The organism is Streptomyces sediminimaris (genome assembly GCF_047049295.1).
Taxonomy (GTDB): Bacteria; Actinomycetota; Actinomycetes; order Streptomycetales; family Streptomycetaceae; genus Streptomyces; species Streptomyces sediminimaris.
The window spans coordinates 3,416,411-3,435,040 of the sequence record NZ_JBJWOT010000001.1; the positions used below are offsets into that span (position 1 = coordinate 3,416,411).

The 18,630-nt window shown below is 67.9% G+C and carries 11 protein-coding genes and 3 rRNA genes; 2 read left to right on the forward strand and 12 right to left on the reverse strand.

Annotated features, from left to right (window positions below):
• Window positions 1-21 precede the first annotated feature (21 nt).
• From rrf to ACJ9NR_RS15775, 4 genes are all read right to left on the reverse strand, one after another.
• Window positions 22-138 (reverse strand): 5S ribosomal RNA (gene rrf / locus ACJ9NR_RS15760).
• Between the two features lie 70 nt (window positions 139-208).
• A 23S ribosomal RNA gene (locus tag ACJ9NR_RS15765) occupies window positions 209-3,328 on the reverse strand.
• Window positions 3,329-3,636: 308 nt separating this feature from the next.
• Window positions 3,637-5,162 (reverse strand): 16S ribosomal RNA (locus ACJ9NR_RS15770).
• Together the 16S, 23S and 5S rRNA genes form the textbook arrangement of a ribosomal RNA operon.
• A gap of 557 nt (window positions 5,163-5,719) precedes the next feature.
• Entirely contained in the window at window positions 5,720-6,727 is a 1,008-nt protein-coding gene (locus tag ACJ9NR_RS15775; RefSeq protein ID WP_412488198.1) for a stage II sporulation protein M, read from the reverse strand.
• Window positions 6,728-6,856: 129 nt separating this feature from the next.
• Here ACJ9NR_RS15775 and ACJ9NR_RS15780 point away from each other — a divergent pair, with 129 nt between their 5' ends.
• The gene (locus tag ACJ9NR_RS15780; RefSeq protein WP_412488199.1) at window positions 6,857-7,948 is read left to right on the forward strand and encodes an RDD family protein; all 1,092 of its coding nucleotides are present in this window, start codon (window positions 6,857-6,859) and stop codon (window positions 7,946-7,948) included.
• A gap of 24 nt (window positions 7,949-7,972) precedes the next feature.
• On the opposite strand, the gene ACJ9NR_RS15785 is transcribed toward ACJ9NR_RS15780, so the two are convergent.
• On the reverse strand, window positions 7,973-8,587 hold the full coding sequence (locus tag ACJ9NR_RS15785) for a hypothetical protein (RefSeq protein WP_412488200.1): 615 nt from the start codon (window positions 8,585-8,587) through the stop codon (window positions 7,973-7,975).
• A gap of 165 nt (window positions 8,588-8,752) precedes the next feature.
• The gene (gene ahcY, locus ACJ9NR_RS15790) at window positions 8,753-10,210 is read right to left on the reverse strand and encodes an adenosylhomocysteinase (RefSeq protein WP_412488201.1); all 1,458 of its coding nucleotides are present in this window, start codon (window positions 10,208-10,210) and stop codon (window positions 8,753-8,755) included.
• Window positions 10,211-10,592: 382 nt separating this feature from the next.
• Here ahcY and lepB point away from each other — a divergent pair, with 382 nt between their 5' ends.
• The gene (gene lepB / locus ACJ9NR_RS15795) at window positions 10,593-11,264 is read left to right on the forward strand and encodes a signal peptidase I (protein WP_412488202.1); all 672 of its coding nucleotides are present in this window, start codon (window positions 10,593-10,595) and stop codon (window positions 11,262-11,264) included.
• A gap of 55 nt (window positions 11,265-11,319) precedes the next feature.
• Here the strand turns inward: lepB and ACJ9NR_RS15800 are convergent, their stop codons facing one another.
• The 6 genes from ACJ9NR_RS15800 to ACJ9NR_RS15825 all read right to left on the reverse strand — a co-directional run bounded on the left by ACJ9NR_RS15800 (window position 11,320) and on the right by ACJ9NR_RS15825 (window position 18,466).
• Window positions 11,320-12,300, reverse strand: a complete 981-nt coding sequence (locus tag ACJ9NR_RS15800) for a cation diffusion facilitator family transporter (RefSeq protein WP_412488203.1) — start codon at window positions 12,298-12,300, stop codon at window positions 11,320-11,322.
• 134 nt (window positions 12,301-12,434) lie between these two features.
• Window positions 12,435-13,586, reverse strand: coding sequence for a mannose-6-phosphate isomerase, class I (gene manA, locus ACJ9NR_RS15805; RefSeq protein WP_412488204.1), 1,152 nt, complete (start codon window positions 13,584-13,586; stop codon window positions 12,435-12,437).
• 80 nt (window positions 13,587-13,666) lie between these two features.
• Window positions 13,667-14,797, reverse strand: a complete 1,131-nt coding sequence (locus tag ACJ9NR_RS15810; protein ID WP_412488205.1) for an SIS domain-containing protein — start codon at window positions 14,795-14,797, stop codon at window positions 13,667-13,669.
• A 96-nt stretch (window positions 14,798-14,893) separates the two neighbouring features.
• The gene (locus ACJ9NR_RS15815; RefSeq protein ID WP_412488206.1) at window positions 14,894-15,064 is read right to left on the reverse strand and encodes a Trm112 family protein; all 171 of its coding nucleotides are present in this window, start codon (window positions 15,062-15,064) and stop codon (window positions 14,894-14,896) included.
• A gap of 273 nt (window positions 15,065-15,337) precedes the next feature.
• Window positions 15,338-16,702, reverse strand: coding sequence for a phosphomannomutase/phosphoglucomutase (locus ACJ9NR_RS15820; protein ID WP_412488207.1), 1,365 nt, complete (start codon window positions 16,700-16,702; stop codon window positions 15,338-15,340).
• 147 nt (window positions 16,703-16,849) lie between these two features.
• Window positions 16,850-18,466: an L-lactate permease gene (locus ACJ9NR_RS15825; protein WP_412488842.1), complete on the reverse strand. Its 1,617-nt coding sequence runs from the start codon at window positions 18,464-18,466 to the stop codon at window positions 16,850-16,852.
• Window positions 18,467-18,630: the final 164 nt, after the last annotated feature.

Sequence of the window (18,630 nt, forward strand, 5' to 3'; positions counted from 1 at the left end):
CCGGGGGTTTTCTCAAAGATTGTTCGGCGGCGTCCTACTCTCCCACAGGGTCCCCCCTGCAGTACCATCGGCGCTGTAAGGCTTAGCTTCCGGGTTCGGAATGTAACCGGGCGTTTCCCTCACGCTATAACCACCGAAACACTATGAAGTTACAACCGGACACCACACGGTCGTTGCCTCAGAACAAACACAGTGGACGCGAGCAACTGAGGACAAGCCCTCGGCCTATTAGTACCGGTCACCTCCACCAGTCACCTGGCTTCCAGATCCGGCCTATCAACCCAGTCGTCTACTGGGAGCCTTACCCTCTTATAGAGGTGGGAGTCCTCATCTCGAAGCAGGCTTCCCGCTTAGATGCTTTCAGCGGTTATCCCTCCCGAACGTAGCCAACCAGCCATGCCCTTGGCAGAACAACTGGCACACCAGAGGTTCGTCCGTCCCGGTCCTCTCGTACTAGGGACAGCCCTTCTCAAGACTCCTACGCGCACAGCGGATAGGGACCGAACTGTCTCACGACGTTCTAAACCCAGCTCGCGTACCGCTTTAATGGGCGAACAGCCCAACCCTTGGGACCGACTCCAGCCCCAGGATGCGACGAGCCGACATCGAGGTGCCAAACCATCCCGTCGATATGGACTCTTGGGGAAGATCAGCCTGTTATCCCCGGGGTACCTTTTATCCGTTGAGCGACGGCGCTTCCACAAGCCACCGCCGGATCACTAGTCCCGACTTTCGTCCCTGCTCGACCCGTCGGTCTCACAGTCAAGCTCCCTTGTGCACTTACACTCAACACCTGATTGCCAACCAGGCTGAGGGAACCTTTGGGCGCCTCCGTTACCCTTTAGGAGGCAACCGCCCCAGTTAAACTACCCATCAGACACTGTCCCTGATCCGGATCACGGACCCAGGTTAGACATCCAGCACGACCAGACTGGTATTTCAACGACGACTCCACACGAACTGGCGTCCGCGTCTCAAAGTCTCCCAGCTATCCTACACAAGCCGAACCGAACACCAATATCAAACTGTAGTAAAGGTCCCGGGGTCTTTCCGTCCTGCTGCGCGAAACGAGCATCTTTACTCGTAGTGCAATTTCACCGGGCCTATGGTTGAGACAGTCGAGAAGTCGTTACGCCATTCGTGCAGGTCGGAACTTACCCGACAAGGAATTTCGCTACCTTAGGATGGTTATAGTTACCACCGCCGTTTACTGGCGCTTAAGTTCTCAGCTTCGCCCGACCGAAATCGGACTAACCGGTCCCCTTAACGTTCCAGCACCGGGCAGGCGTCAGTCCGTATACATCGCCTTACGGCTTCGCACGGACCTGTGTTTTTAGTAAACAGTCGCTTCTCGCTGGTCTCTGCGGCCACCCCCAGCTCGGAGTGCAAGACTCGTCACCAGGTGTGGCCCCCCTTCTCCCGAAGTTACGGGGGCATTTTGCCGAGTTCCTTAACCATAGTTCACCCGAACGCCTCGGTATTCTCTACCAGACCACCTGAGTCGGTTTAGGGTACGGGCCGCCATGAAACTCGCTAGAGGCTTTTCTCGACAGCATAGGATCATCCACTTCACCACAATCGGCTCGGCATCAGGTCTCAGCCGTATGCAAGGCGGATTTACCTACCTTGCGGCCTACACCCTTACCCCGGGACAACCACCGCCCGGGCTGGACTACCTTCCTGCGTCACCCCATCACTCACCTACTAACCGCTTGGTCCGGCGGCTCCACCACTCCCCTTCGCCCGAAGGCTCCGGGGCGGCTTCACGGCCTTAGCATCACGATGCTCGATGTTTGACGCTTCACAGCGGGTACCGGAATATCAACCGGTTATCCATCGACTACGCCTGTCGGCCTCGCCTTAGGTCCCGACTTACCCTGGGCAGATCAGCTTGACCCAGGAACCCTTAGTCAATCGGCGCACACGTTTCTCACGTGTGAATCGCTACTCATGCCTGCATTCTCACTCGTGAACCGTCCACAACTACCTTCCGGTGCTGCTTCACCCGGCACACGACGCTCCCCTACCCATCACAGCGGGCGTTGACCCTCATGCTGCAATGACACGACTTCGGCGGTACGCTTGAGCCCCGCTACATTGTCGGCGCGGAATCACTAGACCAGTGAGCTATTACGCACTCTTTCAAGGGTGGCTGCTTCTAAGCCAACCTCCTGGTTGTCTCTGCGACTCCACATCCTTTCCCACTTAGCGTACGCTTAGGGGCCTTAGTCGATGCTCTGGGCTGTTTCCCTCTCGACCATGGAGCTTATCCCCCACAGTCTCACTGCCGCGCTCTCACTTACCGGCATTCGGAGTTTGGCTAAGGTCAGTAACCCGGTAGGGCCCATCGCCTATCCAGTGCTCTACCTCCGGCAAGAAACACACGACGCTGCACCTAAATGCATTTCGGGGAGAACCAGCTATCACGGAGTTTGATTGGCCTTTCACCCCTAACCACAGGTCATCCCCCAGGTTTTCAACCCTGGTGGGTTCGGTCCTCCACGACCTCTTACAGCCGCTTCAACCTGCCCATGGCTAGATCACTCCGCTTCGGGTCTTGAGCATGCTACTAAAACGCCCTCTTCGGACTCGCTTTCGCTACGGCTACCCCACCCGGGTTAACCTCGCAACACACCGCAAACTCGCAGGCTCATTCTTCAAAAGGCACGCAGTCACGAGATGGAAGCAAGCTCCCATCCGACGCTCCCACGGCTTGTAGGCACACGGTTTCAGGTACTATTTCACTCCCCTCCCGGGGTACTTTTCACCATTCCCTCACGGTACTATCCGCTATCGGTCACCAGGGAATATTTAGGCTTAGCGGGTGGTCCCGCCAGATTCACACGGGATTTCTCGGGCCCCGTGCTACTTGGGTGTCTCTCAAACGAGCCGCTGACGTTTCGACTACGGGGGTCTTACCCTCTACGCCGGACCTTTCGCATGTCCTTCGCCTACATCAACGGTTTCTGACTCGTCCTGTCGCCGGCAGACAACAGAAGAGAGATCCCACAACCCCGCACACGCAACCCCTGCCGGGTCTCACACGTATACGGTTTGGCCTCATCCGGTTTCGCTCGCCACTACTCCCGGAATCACGGTTGTTTTCTCTTCCTGCGGGTACTGAGATGTTTCACTTCCCCGCGTTCCCTCCACACTGCCTATGTGTTCAGCAGCGGGTGACAGCCCATGACGACTGCCGGGTTTCCCCATTCGGACACCCCCGGATCAAAGCCTGGTTGACGACTCCCCGGGGCCTATCGCGGCCTCCCACGTCCTTCATCGGTTCCTGGTGCCAAGGCATCCACCGTGCGCCCTTAAAAACTTGGCCACAGATGCTCGCGTCCACTGTGCAGTTCTCAAACAACGACCAACCACCCGTCACAACCCACTCACGCGGATTTTTACCGGGGCCGGCACCTGAAGGCAGCCTCACGGCCGTACCCTCAGACACCCAACAGCGTGCCCGGCCAGGTCCCGTCCGGAGATCATGCGTTCCACGCTCTTGCGAGCAGTACTAGCAGCCTCCGACCCGAGGTCCCGGCCGAGTAGTCAACGTTCCACCCATGAGCTGACCACCGCCGGACGTTTGCCGGCGTAGTGGCTCTGGCTGCTCTGCGGCAGCAAGATGCTCCTTAGAAAGGAGGTGATCCAGCCGCACCTTCCGGTACGGCTACCTTGTTACGACTTCGTCCCAATCGCCAGTCCCACCTTCGACAGCTCCCTCCCACAAGGGGTTGGGCCACCGGCTTCGGGTGTTACCGACTTTCGTGACGTGACGGGCGGTGTGTACAAGGCCCGGGAACGTATTCACCGCAGCACTGCTGATCTGCGATTACTAGCGACTCCGACTTCATGGGGTCGAGTTGCAGACCCCAATCCGAACTGAGACCGGCTTTTTGAGATTCGCTCCACCTCACGGTATCGCAGCTCATTGTACCGGCCATTGTAGCACGTGTGCAGCCCAAGACATAAGGGGCATGATGACTTGACGTCGTCCCCACCTTCCTCCGAGTTGACCCCGGCGGTCTCCCGTGAGTCCCCAGCACCACAAGGGCCTGCTGGCAACACGGGACAAGGGTTGCGCTCGTTGCGGGACTTAACCCAACATCTCACGACACGAGCTGACGACAGCCATGCACCACCTGTACACCGACCACAAGGGGGCGACCGTCTCCGGCCGTTTCCGGTGTATGTCAAGCCTTGGTAAGGTTCTTCGCGTTGCGTCGAATTAAGCCACATGCTCCGCCGCTTGTGCGGGCCCCCGTCAATTCCTTTGAGTTTTAGCCTTGCGGCCGTACTCCCCAGGCGGGGCACTTAATGCGTTAGCTGCGGCACGGACGACGTGGAATGCCGCCCACACCTAGTGCCCACCGTTTACGGCGTGGACTACCAGGGTATCTAATCCTGTTCGCTCCCCACGCTTTCGCTCCTCAGCGTCAGTATCGGCCCAGAGATCCGCCTTCGCCACCGGTGTTCCTCCTGATATCTGCGCATTTCACCGCTACACCAGGAATTCCGATCTCCCCTACCGAACTCTAGCCTGCCCGTATCGACTGCAGACCCGGGGTTAAGCCCCGGGCTTTCACAACCGACGCGACAAGCCGCCTACGAGCTCTTTACGCCCAATAATTCCGGACAACGCTTGCGCCCTACGTATTACCGCGGCTGCTGGCACGTAGTTAGCCGGCGCTTCTTCTGCAGGTACCGTCACTTGCGCTTCTTCCCTGCTGAAAGAGGTTTACAACCCGAAGGCCGTCATCCCTCACGCGGCGTCGCTGCATCAGGCTTGCGCCCATTGTGCAATATTCCCCACTGCTGCCTCCCGTAGGAGTCTGGGCCGTGTCTCAGTCCCAGTGTGGCCGGTCGCCCTCTCAGGCCGGCTACCCGTCGTCGCCTTGGTGAGCCATTACCTCACCAACAAGCTGATAGGCCGCGGGCTCATCCTGCACCGCCGGAGCTTTCCACCACCCGACCATGCGGTCAGCGGTTGTATCCGGTATTAGACCCCGTTTCCAGGGCTTGTCCCAGAGTGCAGGGCAGATTGCCCACGTGTTACTCACCCGTTCGCCACTCTTCCCCACCGAAGTGGTTCATCGTTCGACTTGCATGTGTTAAGCACGCCGCCAGCGTTCGTCCTGAGCCAGGATCAAACTCTCCGTGAATGCTTCCCCGTCATCGGGGCGACACACACGAGAGCGGTGCGAGAGGAGGAATAATCCCCCCGCACACAGCGTCCTCGCTGTGTATTTTTTCAAAGGAACCTCGCCCCGACCGTATGGCCGGAGACGGGGTATCAACATATCTGGCGTTGACTTTTGGCACGCTGTTGAGTTCTCAAGGAACGGACGCTTCCTTCGTACTCACCCTCTCGGGCTTTCCTCCGGGCGCTTCCCTTCGGTCTTACGTTCCCGACTCTATCAGATCCTTTTCCGATCCGATTTCCTCGGTGCTTTCCAGGTTCCCGCTTCCGCGTTTCCCCTTCCGGCGGACCCGACTTTATCAGAACTTTCGGGCCGGATTGACCGGCCGTTCATTTCCGATTCATCGGGAGGGGCTTCCAGGAATCGATGTTTCCGAGAAGCTGACAGACACTCACTGCTGCCGACCGGGTGATACCCAGTTCCAGGCAACTGTTCGAATCTACCTCCCCACCAGCGCCGTGTCAACGGCTCTCGCGGGGCGGAGACGAGAGTAACAGCTCACCAGGTGCGTGCGCACATCAGGCGGCCGTCGGCACCGTGGCGCTCCGCTCCATTGCTGCGACGTCGCCCGTCTCACCGGCGCGGGCGGCTCGTCCGCCGAGGACGAAGACGTAGGCGAGGAAGGCGAGCTCAGCGCCGACCCCGATGCCTATCCGGGCCCAGGTGGGCAGGCCGGACGGGGTGACGAAGCCTTCGATGGCTCCGGAGACGAAGAGGACGAGCGCGAGGCCTATCGCCATGCCGATGGCGGCGCGACCTTCCTCGGCGAGAGCGGTGCGCCGGGAGCGGGGGCCCGGATCTATCAGGGTCCAGCCGAGACGGAGCCCGGTACCGGCGGCCACGAAGACCGCGGTCAGTTCGAGCAGCCCGTGCGGGAGGACCAGGCCGAGGAACGTGTCGAGCCGCCCGGCCGAGGACATCAGGCCGAAGCCGACTCCGAGGTTGAGCATGTTCTGGAAGAGGATCCACAGGACGGGCAGCCCCAGGAAGACTCCCAGGATCAGGCACTGGGCGGCGGCCCAGGCGTTGTTCGTCCAGACCTGGGCGGCGAACGACGCCGCCGGGTGGCTCGAGTAGTACGTCTCGTACTGGCCGCCGGGGCGAGTGAGCTCCCGCAGCTCGCTGGGAGCCGCGATGGTGGCCTGTACCTCTGGGTGCGTACCGATCCACCAGCCGAGGACGACGGCGACGACGGTGGACAGCAGCGCGGTGGGGACCCACCAGCGGCGCGATCGGTAGACCGCGGCGGGGAAGCCGTGCGTCAGGAACCGTGTGACATCGCGCCAGGAGGCACGTCGCGTGCCGGTCACGGCGCTCCGGGCGCGGGCCACGAGCTGGCTGAGACGTCCGGTCAGCTGTGGGTCGGGGGCGCTGGACTGGATCAGTGAGAGGTGGGTGGCCGTTCGCTGGTAGAGCGAGACGAGTTCGTCGGCCTCGGCGCCGGTGAGGCGACGCTGGCGCTTGAGCAGTGCGTCGAGGCGGTCCCACTCGGCCCGGTGGGTCGTGACGAAGACGTCGAGGTCCATCGGTCTGCTTGCTCCTCGGCTGTTCGTCGGCGGCTCGTCATGGAGTCAGCTTGTCGTACTGGGGCGCGATGCGCCCTCAGCTTGGCAGACTGACCGTTCAAGGGGCAGGCCAGGGGAAGGACGACGGACGTGAGCGAGCTGGTGACGGGCGAGGCGGTTGCGCTGGAGCTGCGCCCCGCGAGACTGCCCAGCAGGGCGCTGGCGGTGTTGCTCGATCTGGCCGCGGCCATGGTCGTCTACATCGTCCTGACCATCGCTCTTGTCGCCTCCACGGCTTCGCTGGACGACGCGGCACAGATCGCGGTGTCGATAGCGAGCTTCGTACTGGTGCTCGTGGGCGGCCCCATCGCGGTCGAGACGCTCAGCCATGGGCGGTCCCTCGGAAAGCTGGCATGCGGGCTGCGGGTGGTGCGGGACGACGGCGGGCCGATCAGGTTCCGGCATGCACTGGTTCGGGGCGGCATCGGAGTCTTCGAGATCCTGATGACGTTCGGGGTCATCGCCTGCATCGCATCGCTCGTGTCGGCTCGCGGCCGGCGGCTCGGTGACGTGTTCGCCGGGACTCTCGTCGTACGGGAAAGGATTCCCGTCACCCCGACGGGCTTTCTGCCTCCTCCGCCGCCTTGGCTGGCCGGGAGGTTCTCCGGGCTTGATCTGTCCGCGGTTCCCGACGGACTGTGGCTGGCCATCCGTCAGTACCTGACGCGGATGCAGCAGCTGGACCCGCAGGTGGGCTGGGCCATGGCGGAGCGGCTCGCCTCTGATCTCGCGGCTCGTACGGGCACGCCGGTCCCGCAGGGCATCCCGCCGGCGGCGTATCTGGCGGCCGTGATGCAGGAGCGGCAGGCCCGGGAGGTACGGCGGACTTTCGGGAACGGTTCGGCGGCGGGCGCTCCGGCTGCCGGTGGTCAAGCCGGAGCTGTGCCGGCCGGGGGCGGGCGGGCCGGGAAGGGCACGCGACCGGCGGGTGAGCCGGGGTCCCACGAGCCTCCGGCGTGGTCGCCTCCCGTGGTGACGCCGCCGGAGGCTCACCTCACGGGGGCGGCTCCGGCCGCCGCGTACGACGAGCCCCCGTCCGGCCCTCCGTTCGGCGCGGAGCACGGCACCACCGGACCGACCGGACCCACCGGACCGACCGGACCCACCGGACCCACCGGGCCGATCAGACCCACCGGACCCACCGGACCCACCCAGCCGAACGGATTCGTGCCGCCCGCGTAGCCGCATGTCTCGGTCGGGCCCCGCTCAGGCGAATGTCGACGGCGGCGAGTCGAGGTCTTCCAGCTCGATTCCGGGTGCCGCGAGGACTACGTCACCGGCGATGTGCACGGCGTGCCGCTCGCCCGTGTCCAGGGCCGTGACCTGGTATTCGTCCACGGTCAGAGGGGCGTTGTCAGTGGCGTGTGCTTCTCTGTTCACCAAGGCCCAGGACTGGTCCACGGTGCGCGGGGCGAGGACGGGGTCCGTGAAGGCGACGAGGCGTACGCAGGTTGCCGCGGCGGAAGGGGTGAGGCGCAGGAGACGGGTGGTGGCGATGAGGAACGCGGGGGATGTGCCGGTGAAGGCGTGGGCGCGCACGTTGCCTTCGGTGGCATGGGCCCCGGTGGGGTCGGTACGGACCCAGGTGACGCCGTCGAGGGCGGCGCCGCGGACCTGCCAGTGCGCGGCGTGCAGCTCGAGGCGGATGGGGCGGCCGAGTCCGTCCAGGGCGAGGTCGACGGAGCCGATGTGGCCGCCCGACGGGTCGGTCAGCTGAGAGACGTAGCGCCAGCCGGAGGGTCCGGGGGCGCAGTGGAAGTGCTCTTCGGCGAGAGGGGTGTGGTCGTGCGGATCGTGGAGCGAATAACGGCCGCGGGGCATGGGGGTCCTGGGTCTTGACGGGCTGGTCCGGCCGCAGCGGCCAAAGGGGCAGGCCCCCGGCACGGGGGTGCGGGGGCCTGCCTCGGAGGAACTGCTGCCGGTGAGCGTGTCAGCGCACCGACACGCTCACCATGGGCCGACTCACCTTGGGCTGAGCCGAGCGGCTCAGTACCGGTAGTGGTCCGACTTGTAGGGGCCCTCGACCTGGACGCCGATGTACGCGGCCTGCTCGGGGCGCAGCGTGGTCAGCTTCACGCCGAGCGCGTCGAGGTGGAGGCGCGCGACCTTCTCGTCGAGGTGCTTGGGCAGCGTGTACACGCCGGTCGGGTACTCGTCGGGCTTGGTGAACAGCTCGATCTGGGCCAGGGTCTGGTCCGCGAAGGAGTTGGACATCACGAACGACGGGTGGCCGGTGGCGTTGCCGAGGTTCAGCAGGCGGCCCTCGGACAGCACGATGATGACCTTGCCGTCCGGGAAGGTCCAGGTGTGGACCTGCGGCTTGACCTCGTCCTTGACGATGCCCGGGACCTTGGCGAGACCGGCCATGTCGATCTCGTTGTCGAAGTGGCCGATGTTGCCGACGATCGCCTGGTGCTTCATCTTGGCCATGTCCGAGGCCATGATGATGTCCTTGTTGCCGGTCGTGGTGATGAAGATGTCGGCCTTGTCGATGACCTCGTCGAGGGTCGTGACCTGGTAGCCGTCCATCGCCGCCTGCAGGGCGCAGATCGGGTCGATCTCCGTGATGATGACGCGGGCGCCCTGTCCGCGCAGGGACTCCGCGCAGCCCTTGCCCACGTCGCCGTAGCCGCAGACGACCGCGGTCTTGCCGCCGACGAGGACGTCGGTGGCGCGGTTGATGCCGTCGACCAGGGAGTGACGGCAGCCGTACTTGTTGTCGAACTTCGACTTGGTGACGGCGTCGTTGACGTTGATCGCCGGGAACAGGAGGGTGCCGTCGCGCTGCATCTCGTACAGGCGGTGGACGCCGGTGGTGGTCTCCTCGGTCACGCCGCGGATCTCCGAGGCGAGCTGGGTCCACTTCTGCGAGCCGTCCGTGATGGTGCGGTGCAGGAGCTCGAGGATGACCCGGTGCTCGTCGGACTCGGCGGTGTCGACGGACGGGACCTTGCCGTCCTTCTCGTACTCGACGCCCTTGTGGACGAGGAGGGTGGCGTCACCGCCGTCGTCGAGGATCATGTTCGGGCCGCCGGTGGCGGTGTCCGGCCAGGTCAGCGCCTGCTCGGTGCACCACCAGTACTCCTGAAGGGTCTCGCCCTTCCAGGCGAAGACCGGGATGCCCTGCGGGTTGTCGGGCGTGCCGTTCGGGCCGACGGCGATGGCGGCGGCCGCGTGGTCCTGGGTGGAGAAGATGTTGCAGGACGCCCAGCGGACCTGCGCGCCCAGGGCGGTCAGGGTCTCGATGAGCACGGCGGTCTGCACGGTCATGTGCAGGGAGCCGGTGATGCGGGCACCGGCCAGCGGCTGGGCCTCGGCGTACTCCTTGCGGATGGCCATCAGGCCGGGCATCTCGTGCTCGGCGAGGGTGATCTCCTTGCGGCCGAACTCGGCCAGCGAGAGGTCGGCGACCTTGAAGTCCTGTCGGTTGTCGACAGTCGTCATTACGAGCTGCTCCTCGGGGTTGGGGCGAGGTGGGTACGGCTGGTCTGCACGGCGGCGGACACAGGAGTGCCCGAAGAGGACACAAGGCATGCCGCGTACGCGCAGCGCAGTCCGTCGGAGGCCCTCTCTCCCTCGGCCGGTCCCCAGGGGGACCGCCCGACCGCCATCAGCAGCGACGTCTGGCTCCCACCCAAGCTACACCGGTCGGCCCGGCCGCCCCCAGTCCACCTCCGAACACATCCGGCCGATCGCTGTGGGCGGCGGGCGGGACCGTGCGGGTCGCGGGGCGCTCCCCGCGAGGACGTGTGCCCCGTACAGACGGTTCACAGAGGGCCGCTACCCTCTCGCCGGCGCGGGTGTTCCGCGTGGGGAGGGAGTGACGATGAGCAGAGCGCGCAAGCTCGGGACATGGGCGGGGGTGCTGGGCCCGCTGGGTCTGGTGCTGGTGGTCGTCGCGCTGGCGAGCGTGTGGACCGGCTACCACGGGACGACGGTGACCAGCGACAGCATGTCCCCGACGTACAAGCGGGGGCAGCGACTGGTGTACGAGCGGACGGACGGGGGCGGGGTACGGCGGGGTGACGTAGTGCTCTACCAGGCGCCGGGCCGCTACGGCTTCGATGCGCCCGTCATGCAGCGCGTCATCGCCGTGGGAGGTGATCACGTCGTGTGCTGCACGGGCGAGGGGGACGACGAGCGGATCACCGTCAACGGCAGGCCGCTCAGCGAGCCCTACGTCGCGGACGGCGTCTCCGACGGTCTGCACCACCCGTACGACGTGAAGGTGCCGAAGGGGCGGCTCTTCCTGCTCGGTGATCACCGGGTTAACTCGAGGGACTCGCGGTTCTTCGCCGACGATCACGGCGGGACCGTGCCCGTGAGCGCGGTCCAGGGCCGCGTGACGTACGACCGCAGCGGTCTGGTGCTGCTGGGACTGGCCGCGGCCGCGGGAGTGCTGCTGGCGCTCACCGGGCTCGGACTGGGCATCGCTGCCGTGGCCGTGCGCAAGCAGGTCGTGGTGCCTCCGCCCCCGCCCTGGGCCGTGCGGATGTGAGCGAGGGGCCCGCCGGGCTCTCGGCGGGCTGCCCGATCGTCACGGCGAAGTGGTGTCAGTGGCCGGCGGGGTGCGGCGCCGGGCCCCCCGGGGTCGCCTCGCGGTCCGGTCCCTTGGCCGCCTCCGCCTCGCTGTAGATGTCCGGTTCGAGGTAGATGACACGGGCGATCGGGACGGCCGCGCGGATGCGGGCCTCGGCGGCGTCGATGGCGGAGGCGACCTCGGCGGCCGTGTCGTCGTGCTGGACCGCGATCTTGGCGGCGATCAGCAGTTCCTCGGGGCCGAGGTGCAGCGTGCGCATGTGGATGATGCCGGTGACCGTGTCGCCGTCGACGACGGCGTCCTCGATCTTCCTGACCTCCTCGGCGCCGGCGGACTCGCCGAGCAGGAGGGACTTGGTCTCCGCGGCGAGGACGAGAGCGATCATGACGAGCAGGACACCGATGCAGACGGTGCCGACGCCGTCCCACACGCCGTCACCGGTGAGCAGCGCGAGGCCGACCCCGCCGAGAGCGAGGACCAGGCCGATCAGCGCGCCGAAGTCCTCCAGCAGGACGACGGGCAGCTCGGGGGCCTTGGCCCGGCGGATGAACTGCGACCAGGAGAGCTTGCCCCGCAGTTCGTTGGACTCCTTGATGGCCGTCTTGAAGGAGAAGCCCTCGGCGAGGATCGCGAAGACGAGGACGCCCACCGGCCAGTACCAGTGCTCCAGTTGGTGCGGGTGGCGGATCTTCTCGTAGCCCTCGTAGATGGCGAACATGCCGCCGACCGAGAACAGCACGATGGAGACCAGGAAGGCGTAGATGTACCGCTCGCGGCCGTAGCCGAAGGGGTGTTGCGGGGTCGCCTCGCGCTCGGCCTTCTTGCCGCCGACCAGCAGCAGGAACTGGTTGCCGGAGTCGGCGAGCGAGTGGACGCCCTCGGCGAGCATCGACGACGAACCGCTGAACGCGAACGCCACGAACTTCGATGCCGCGATCGCGAGGTTGGCGCCGAGTGCCGCCACGATCGCTTTGCTGCCGCCTGACGCGCTCATGTGTCGCGATGTCCCTTCGCCTGCATGCCCTGAGCCGGCCGGGCCCCTCGCCCGCCGCCTTTGCCCGCCCTTTGCCGGTGGGTCATTCTTGCAGCCCGGCCCGGCAGCGGCGCCTCAGGTGTCCACAACCCCGGTCATACGATCACAGTGGCCCGGAAGAGCGTGCCCGTTCCGGAGACTTCGGCCTGTTCGCCGGCCGGGACGAAGACCGACCGGCCGGGGCGCAGTTCGTGTCCGCCGGCCCGCACGGTACCGGCCGTGCAGAGCAGGATCTGCGGGCTGTCGCGGGTGAGGTCGCGGGTGGCGCCGCCGTCGGGCAGCACGTACCGCGAGAGCCGGAACGCGTCGATGGGGGTCTCGTAGACCTCCTCGCCGTCCTGCGAGGCCTCGGGGCGCAGCACGACCGGGTCGCCGGGCTCGAAGCGGACGACGCGCAGCAGCTCGGGGACGTCGACGTGCTTGGGGGTCAGGCCGCAGCGCAGGACGTTGTCGGAGTTGGCCATGATCTCGACGCCGAGCCCGCTCAGGTAGGCGTGCGGGATGCCGGCGCCGAGGAAGAGGGCCTCGCCGGGTTGCAGGCGGACGTGGTTGAGGAGCATGGCGGCGATGACGCCGGGGTCGCCCGGGTAGTGCCGGGCGATGTCCGCGTAGGGCGCGTACGCGCCGCCCAGGCGGGTGCAGGCGGAGGCGGCCGCGGTGACCGTCCGGTGCATCTCGTCGGGGGCGGCGGTGAGGATCGCCGTGAGGACCTCGCGCAGGGCGGCGTCCGCGGGCCGGGCGTGCAGCAGGTCGACGTAGGGCTTGAGGGAGTCCACGCCGAGGCCCGCCAGCAGGTCGGCCGACCGCAGCGGGTCGCGGAAGCCGCACAGCCCGTCGAACCCGGTGAGCGCGCAGATCAGTTCGGGCTTGTGGTTGGGGTCCTTGTAGTTGCGGTACGGGGCGTCCACGGGGACGCCCCGGCGCTCCTCGTCCTCGTACCCCTCCTTGGCCTGTGTCAGGTCGGGGTGAACCTGGAGGGAGAGCGGGGCGCCGGCGGCGAGGATCTTGAGCAGGAAGGGCAGCCGGGGACCGAACCTGGCGACGGCCGCCGGGCCGAGCTCCTTCTCCGGGTCGGCGTCGACGACCTCGGCGAGCGTGCCGCGCGCGGTGCGCGAGGGTGCGCCCGGATGGGCTCCCATCCACATCTCCGCCTGCGGTTCACCGCTCGGTTCGACGCCGAGGAGGGCGGGGATGGCGGTGGCGGAGCCCCAGGCGTAGGGGCGGATGGTGTTGTCCAGGCGGTCCATGCGGTTGCGGTTCTTTCTGCCGGTTCTTCGTGCGTACGGCTTCTCGTGCATACGACGGCGTCAGGAGGCCGGCGTCAAGATCAGGCCCCCGAGGCGAGCGCCAGGTAAACGGCGGCGAAATCCGTGATGGCGATCAGTTCGGCGAGGGTCTCCAGTTCGTCGCCCGGTTCCGGCTCCAGTTCGCTGATCGGCGTGTCGTGGCTGAGGGCCAGGTCCCGGGCGGCGGGGGCCGCGGTGAGGCCGCCGAGCGGGCGGTCGCGCAGCAGCACCACGCGCGCGTGCAGCGCGGGCGGCTCCTCGACACGGTCACGGAAGAAGTCGTCGGGGTCGGCGCTGGCGGCGAGCGGTCCTGCCAGCAGGGCGCTGTGCGCGGCGAGCGCCTCGGGCAGTTCGGCGACGACCGCAGGGCGGCCGGAGAGCTCGGCGAGGGCGGCCGCGAACCGCCGGCCCGCGGGGCCCGCCGAGACGCCCTCGGTCCACACCACCGGCAGCGCGTCGGCGAGTTCGGCGGCGAGTGTCTTGGCGGGGTTGCTGTAGGTCGCGATGGCGGGACCGCAGCGTTCGGCGATGTGGTCGAGGCGGTCGGCGATCTTCTCGACGGCCTCCGGCGGGGCGCTGAGCAGCCCGGTGCGGTCGAGGAGGGCGAGCAGGGGGGTGAGCAGCGCCCACAGGACGCCGGGGGCGGAGGCGGTCAGCTCCTGGCCGTCGTGTTCGTACGGGGCTGTCGCCATCGGCACGAAGAGGCCGTGCGCGCCGTCCACCGCCTCCGCGGCCGGGGTGCCGGCGGGGGCGACCGCGACGACGGTGCAGCCGCGGCGGTAGGCCGCGTCGGCGAGCAGGGACAGGCCGGGCTCGGTGCCGTCGGGGGTGGCGATCAGCAGCAGGTCGACGGAGCCGGCCCACCCGGGCAGCTCCCAGCGCAGGGCGCCCGCGGCGGGCGCGACGCCCGTGGGAGCGAGCCGGATGACCGGGCTGCCGGGGCCGGCGAGCGTGCCGAGCAGGTCCGCGGCGCAGGTGGCGGCGGCGCCGGGGCCCGCGATGAGGACGGCACGGGGGCGGCCGTCGGGCTTGAGGTCGCCGACGCCCGCCTCGGCGGCATGGCGCGCGGCGGTGCGGACGCGGGCACCCGCCTCGGCGGCACCGCGCAGCAGGCCGCGGCGGTCGGACTCCGCGAGGGCCTCGGGTGCGTCGAGCAGCGATTCGTCAAGCATGGGTGGCAGCCTCCGATCGCCGGGGTCTGGGTGTGCGCGTCGCCGGGGCCGCCGGGTGCGCGGCGGGGCGCCGCGCGCCGGTGGCGGGGCCCGGCGTCACGCGGGGCGGCGGGCCTCGTCCACCAGCAGGACGGGGATGCCGTCGCGGACAGGGTAGGCCAGGCCGCAGTCGGCGCTCGTGCAGATCAGCTCGGTCTCCTGCTCCTCGAGGGGAGCGTGGCAGGCCGGGCAGGCGAGGATCTCCAGGAGGGCGGCTTCGAGCGGCATGGGGTGTCCCTTCGGGGCGGGTTCGGGTGCGCTTGTCTCGGCGTGGGGTTGTGCGGATGTGCCTGGTCAGGTTACCGCCGTGGGGGCCGGGGCGGGGCGGTGGCCGCGACCGGGCGCCCCCGCCCGGAACGCCCCGCCCGGAGACCGTGCCCCGGGGCCGCGACCGGCCCGGGAGGGGCCTCGTCCCCGGACGCCGGGCCGGCCGTGCCGCATCGGACGCCGGGCGGGCCGTGCGGCAGGAGACCGGCGCTTCGGACGGTGGTCCCGGAGCGGTCACGCCCGGATGATCGCCAGCGCCTCGTCACGGATCTTGGTCATCGTCGCCTCGTCCCGGGCCTCCGCGTTCAGGCGCAGGAGCGGCTCGGTGTTGGACGGGCGGACGTTGAACCACCAGTCGGCGGAGGCGACCGTCAGGCCGTCGAGTTCGTCGAGGCTGACGTCCTCGCGGGCGCCGTACGCCGCCTTGACGGCTGCCAGGCGGTCGGCCTGGTCGGCGACGGTGGAGTTGATCTCGCCGGAGCCCACGTAACGGTCGTACTCGGCGGTGAGGGCGGACAGGGGGCCGCTCTGGCCGCCGAGGGCGGCCAGGACGTGGAGGGCGGCCAGCATGCCCGTGTCGGCGTTCCAGAAGTCCTTGAAGTAGTAGTGGGCCGAGTGCTCGCCGCCGAAGATGGCGCCCGAGGCCGCCATCTCCGCCTTGATGAAGGAGTGGCCGACCCGGGTGCGGACCGGGGTGCCGCCGTGTTCCTCGACGACCTCCGGGACCGTCCACGACGTGATCAGGTTGTGGATGATCACCCCCTGGCCGCCGTTGCGCACCAGTTCGCGGGCGGCCACCAGGGCCGTGACCGCGGACGGGGACACCGGGTCGCCGTGCTCGTCGATGACGAAGCAGCGGTCCGCGTCGCCGTCGAAGGCGAGGCCGATGTCGGCGCCCTCCTCGCGGACCCGCCGCTGCAGGTCGACGAGGTTCGCCGGGTCCAGGGGGTTCGCCTCGTGGTTCGGGAAGGTGCCGTCGAGTTCGAAGTACATCGGCACGAGGGTCAGGGGCAGGCCCTCGAACACCGTGGGGACGGTGTGGCCGCCCATGCCGTTGCCCGCGTCGACCACGACCTTCAGCGGGCGGACCGACGTCAGGTCGACGAGGGAGCGGAGGTGCGCCGCGTAGTCCGCCAGCGTCTCGCGCCGCGTGATCGTTCCCGGTGCGGCGGCCGGCTGCGGAGCGCCCGACTCCGTCCACCGCTCGGCCAGTTCGCGGATCTGCGCCAGGCCCGTGTCCTGGCCCACCGGCGCCGCGCCCGCGCGGCACATCTTGATGCCGTTGTAGCGCGCGGGGTTGTGCGAGGCCGTGAACATCGCGCCCGGCAGGTTCAGCGCGCCCGAGGCGTAGTACAGCTGGTCGGTCGAGCACAGGCCGATCTCGGTCACGTCGGCACCCTGCGCGGCCGCCCCGCGCGCGAAGGCACGCGACAGCCCGGGCGACGACGGCCGCATGTCGTGGCCCACCACGATCGCGTCGGCGGCGGTCACCCGGACGAAGGCCGCGCCGAAGAGTTCGGCCAGCGCCTCGTCCCACTGGTCCGGGACCACCCCGCGTACGTCGTACGCCTTCACGATCTGTGACAGATCAGCAGCCACGGCCAACCCTTCCTGGATTTCCTGTCGGTCGCCCCAAACTACCCGTACCGGACGGTGCGCCGTGCGCTGCGAGCGGAGTCCGCGCACGCGGCCTCAGGTCGGGGGCCGGGTGAGAAACCGGTAGGAGCCGGGCCGGCGGAACGGGGGTCAGGGCAGCATCCAGCCCAGCACGGGCGTGCTCTGGCCGACCACGATCAGGCACATCACCAGCAGCAGGCCCAGGCTCCACGGCAGGACCTTGCGCAGCAGATCCCCCTCGCGGCCGGCGAGGCCCACCGCCGCGCACGCGATGGTGAGGTTCTGCGGCGAGATCATCTTGCCGAGGACACCGCCCGAGCTGTTGGCGGCGGCCAGGAGCGCGGGAGACAGGCCGGACTCGCGCGCGGCGGTCACCTGCAGGGCCCCGAACAGGGCGTTGGACGAGGTGTCCGAGCCGGAGACCGCCACCCCGAACCAGCCCAGGACCGGCGACAGGAACGCCAGACCCGCGCCGGCGGCCGCCACGAAGTGGCCGATGGTGGCCGCCTGCCCGGAGAGGTTCATGACGTAGGCGAGCGCCAGCACGGACGTCACCGTGAGGATCGCGAACCTCAGTTCGTGCACGGTCGCCACCCACTCCCGGACCGCCACGCGCGCGTGCATGCCGAGCACGACCGCCGTCAGGAGGCCGGCGATCAGCACGAGCGTGCCGCCCGTGGACACGATCGGCCAGGAGAAGACGTTGCCGCCGACCGGCTTCCCGTCGGGTCCCGCGACGTCCAGGAACGGCCAGTCGTACGTCTGGGTCGCCCCGGCCAGCCAGTCCTTGACGGCCGGGATCTGCGCGACGGAGAAGACCACGACGATCAGGGCGTACGGGGCGTACGCGCGCAGGACCTCGCGCCGCGGGTCCCGCTGGTCCAGTTCCTCGTCCCGGGAGCCGGTCAGCACGGAGACGCGGACGGACTCGGTGGCGGGTACGCGCGCGTGCGGAACGGCGACCAGCGCGCCGGCGCCGATCAGGGAGGCGCAGATGTCGGCGAGTTGCGCGGAGACGTAGTTGGAGGCCGCGAACTGGGCGGCGGCGAAGGCGACTCCGCACACCAGGGCGGGGATCCAGGTCTCACGCAGGCCGCGCCGGCCGTCCACCAGTCCGACCAGCAGCAGCGGTACGACGAGAGCGAGCAGCGGCGTCTGACGACCCACCACGGAGGCCACGTCGTCCAGCGGCAGCCCTGTCACCTGGGCGAGCGTCACCACCGGTGTGCCCATCGCGCCGAAGGCGACCGGAGCGGTGTTGGCCACCAGGGAGACCACGGCCGCGCGCACCGGGTCGAAGCCGAGCGCGACGAGCATGACCGAGCAGATCGCGACCGGCGCACCGAAGCCCGCGAGGGCTTCCAGGAGCGCGCCGAAGCAGAACGCGACCACGAGTGCCTGGATGCGCGGGTCGTCGGACAGCCGTCCGAAGGAGCGCCGCAGGATGTCGAAGTGACGGGTGCGGACGGTCATCCGGTACACCCACAGGGCGTTGACGACGATCCACAGGATGGGGAAGAGGCCGAACACGGCTCCCTGGGCGGCGCCGGAGAGCGTCTGGTCGAGCGGCATGCCGTACGCGAGCCAGGCGACCGCCACGGCCGCCAGCAGCCCCGTCAGGCCCGCCAGATGGGCCTTCATGCGCACCCCGCCGAGCAGGACCAGCACGATCAGCAGGGGCAGGGCCGCGACGAGCGCGGACAGGCCGAGCGAGTCGGCGACGGGTTCCAGTTCCTGGACGTACACGGACGCCTCCCCGGATTCCGGCATGCGGAAAGCGATTTCCCGCCGTACGGAATGGTCGTGTCCGCGACAAGGAGGCGTCAATCCCTGTGCGTCACCGAGCGAAACGCGCACCGGACACACACGGGAAAAGGACACGGACGGGACAAGGACCGCACGGGAAAAGG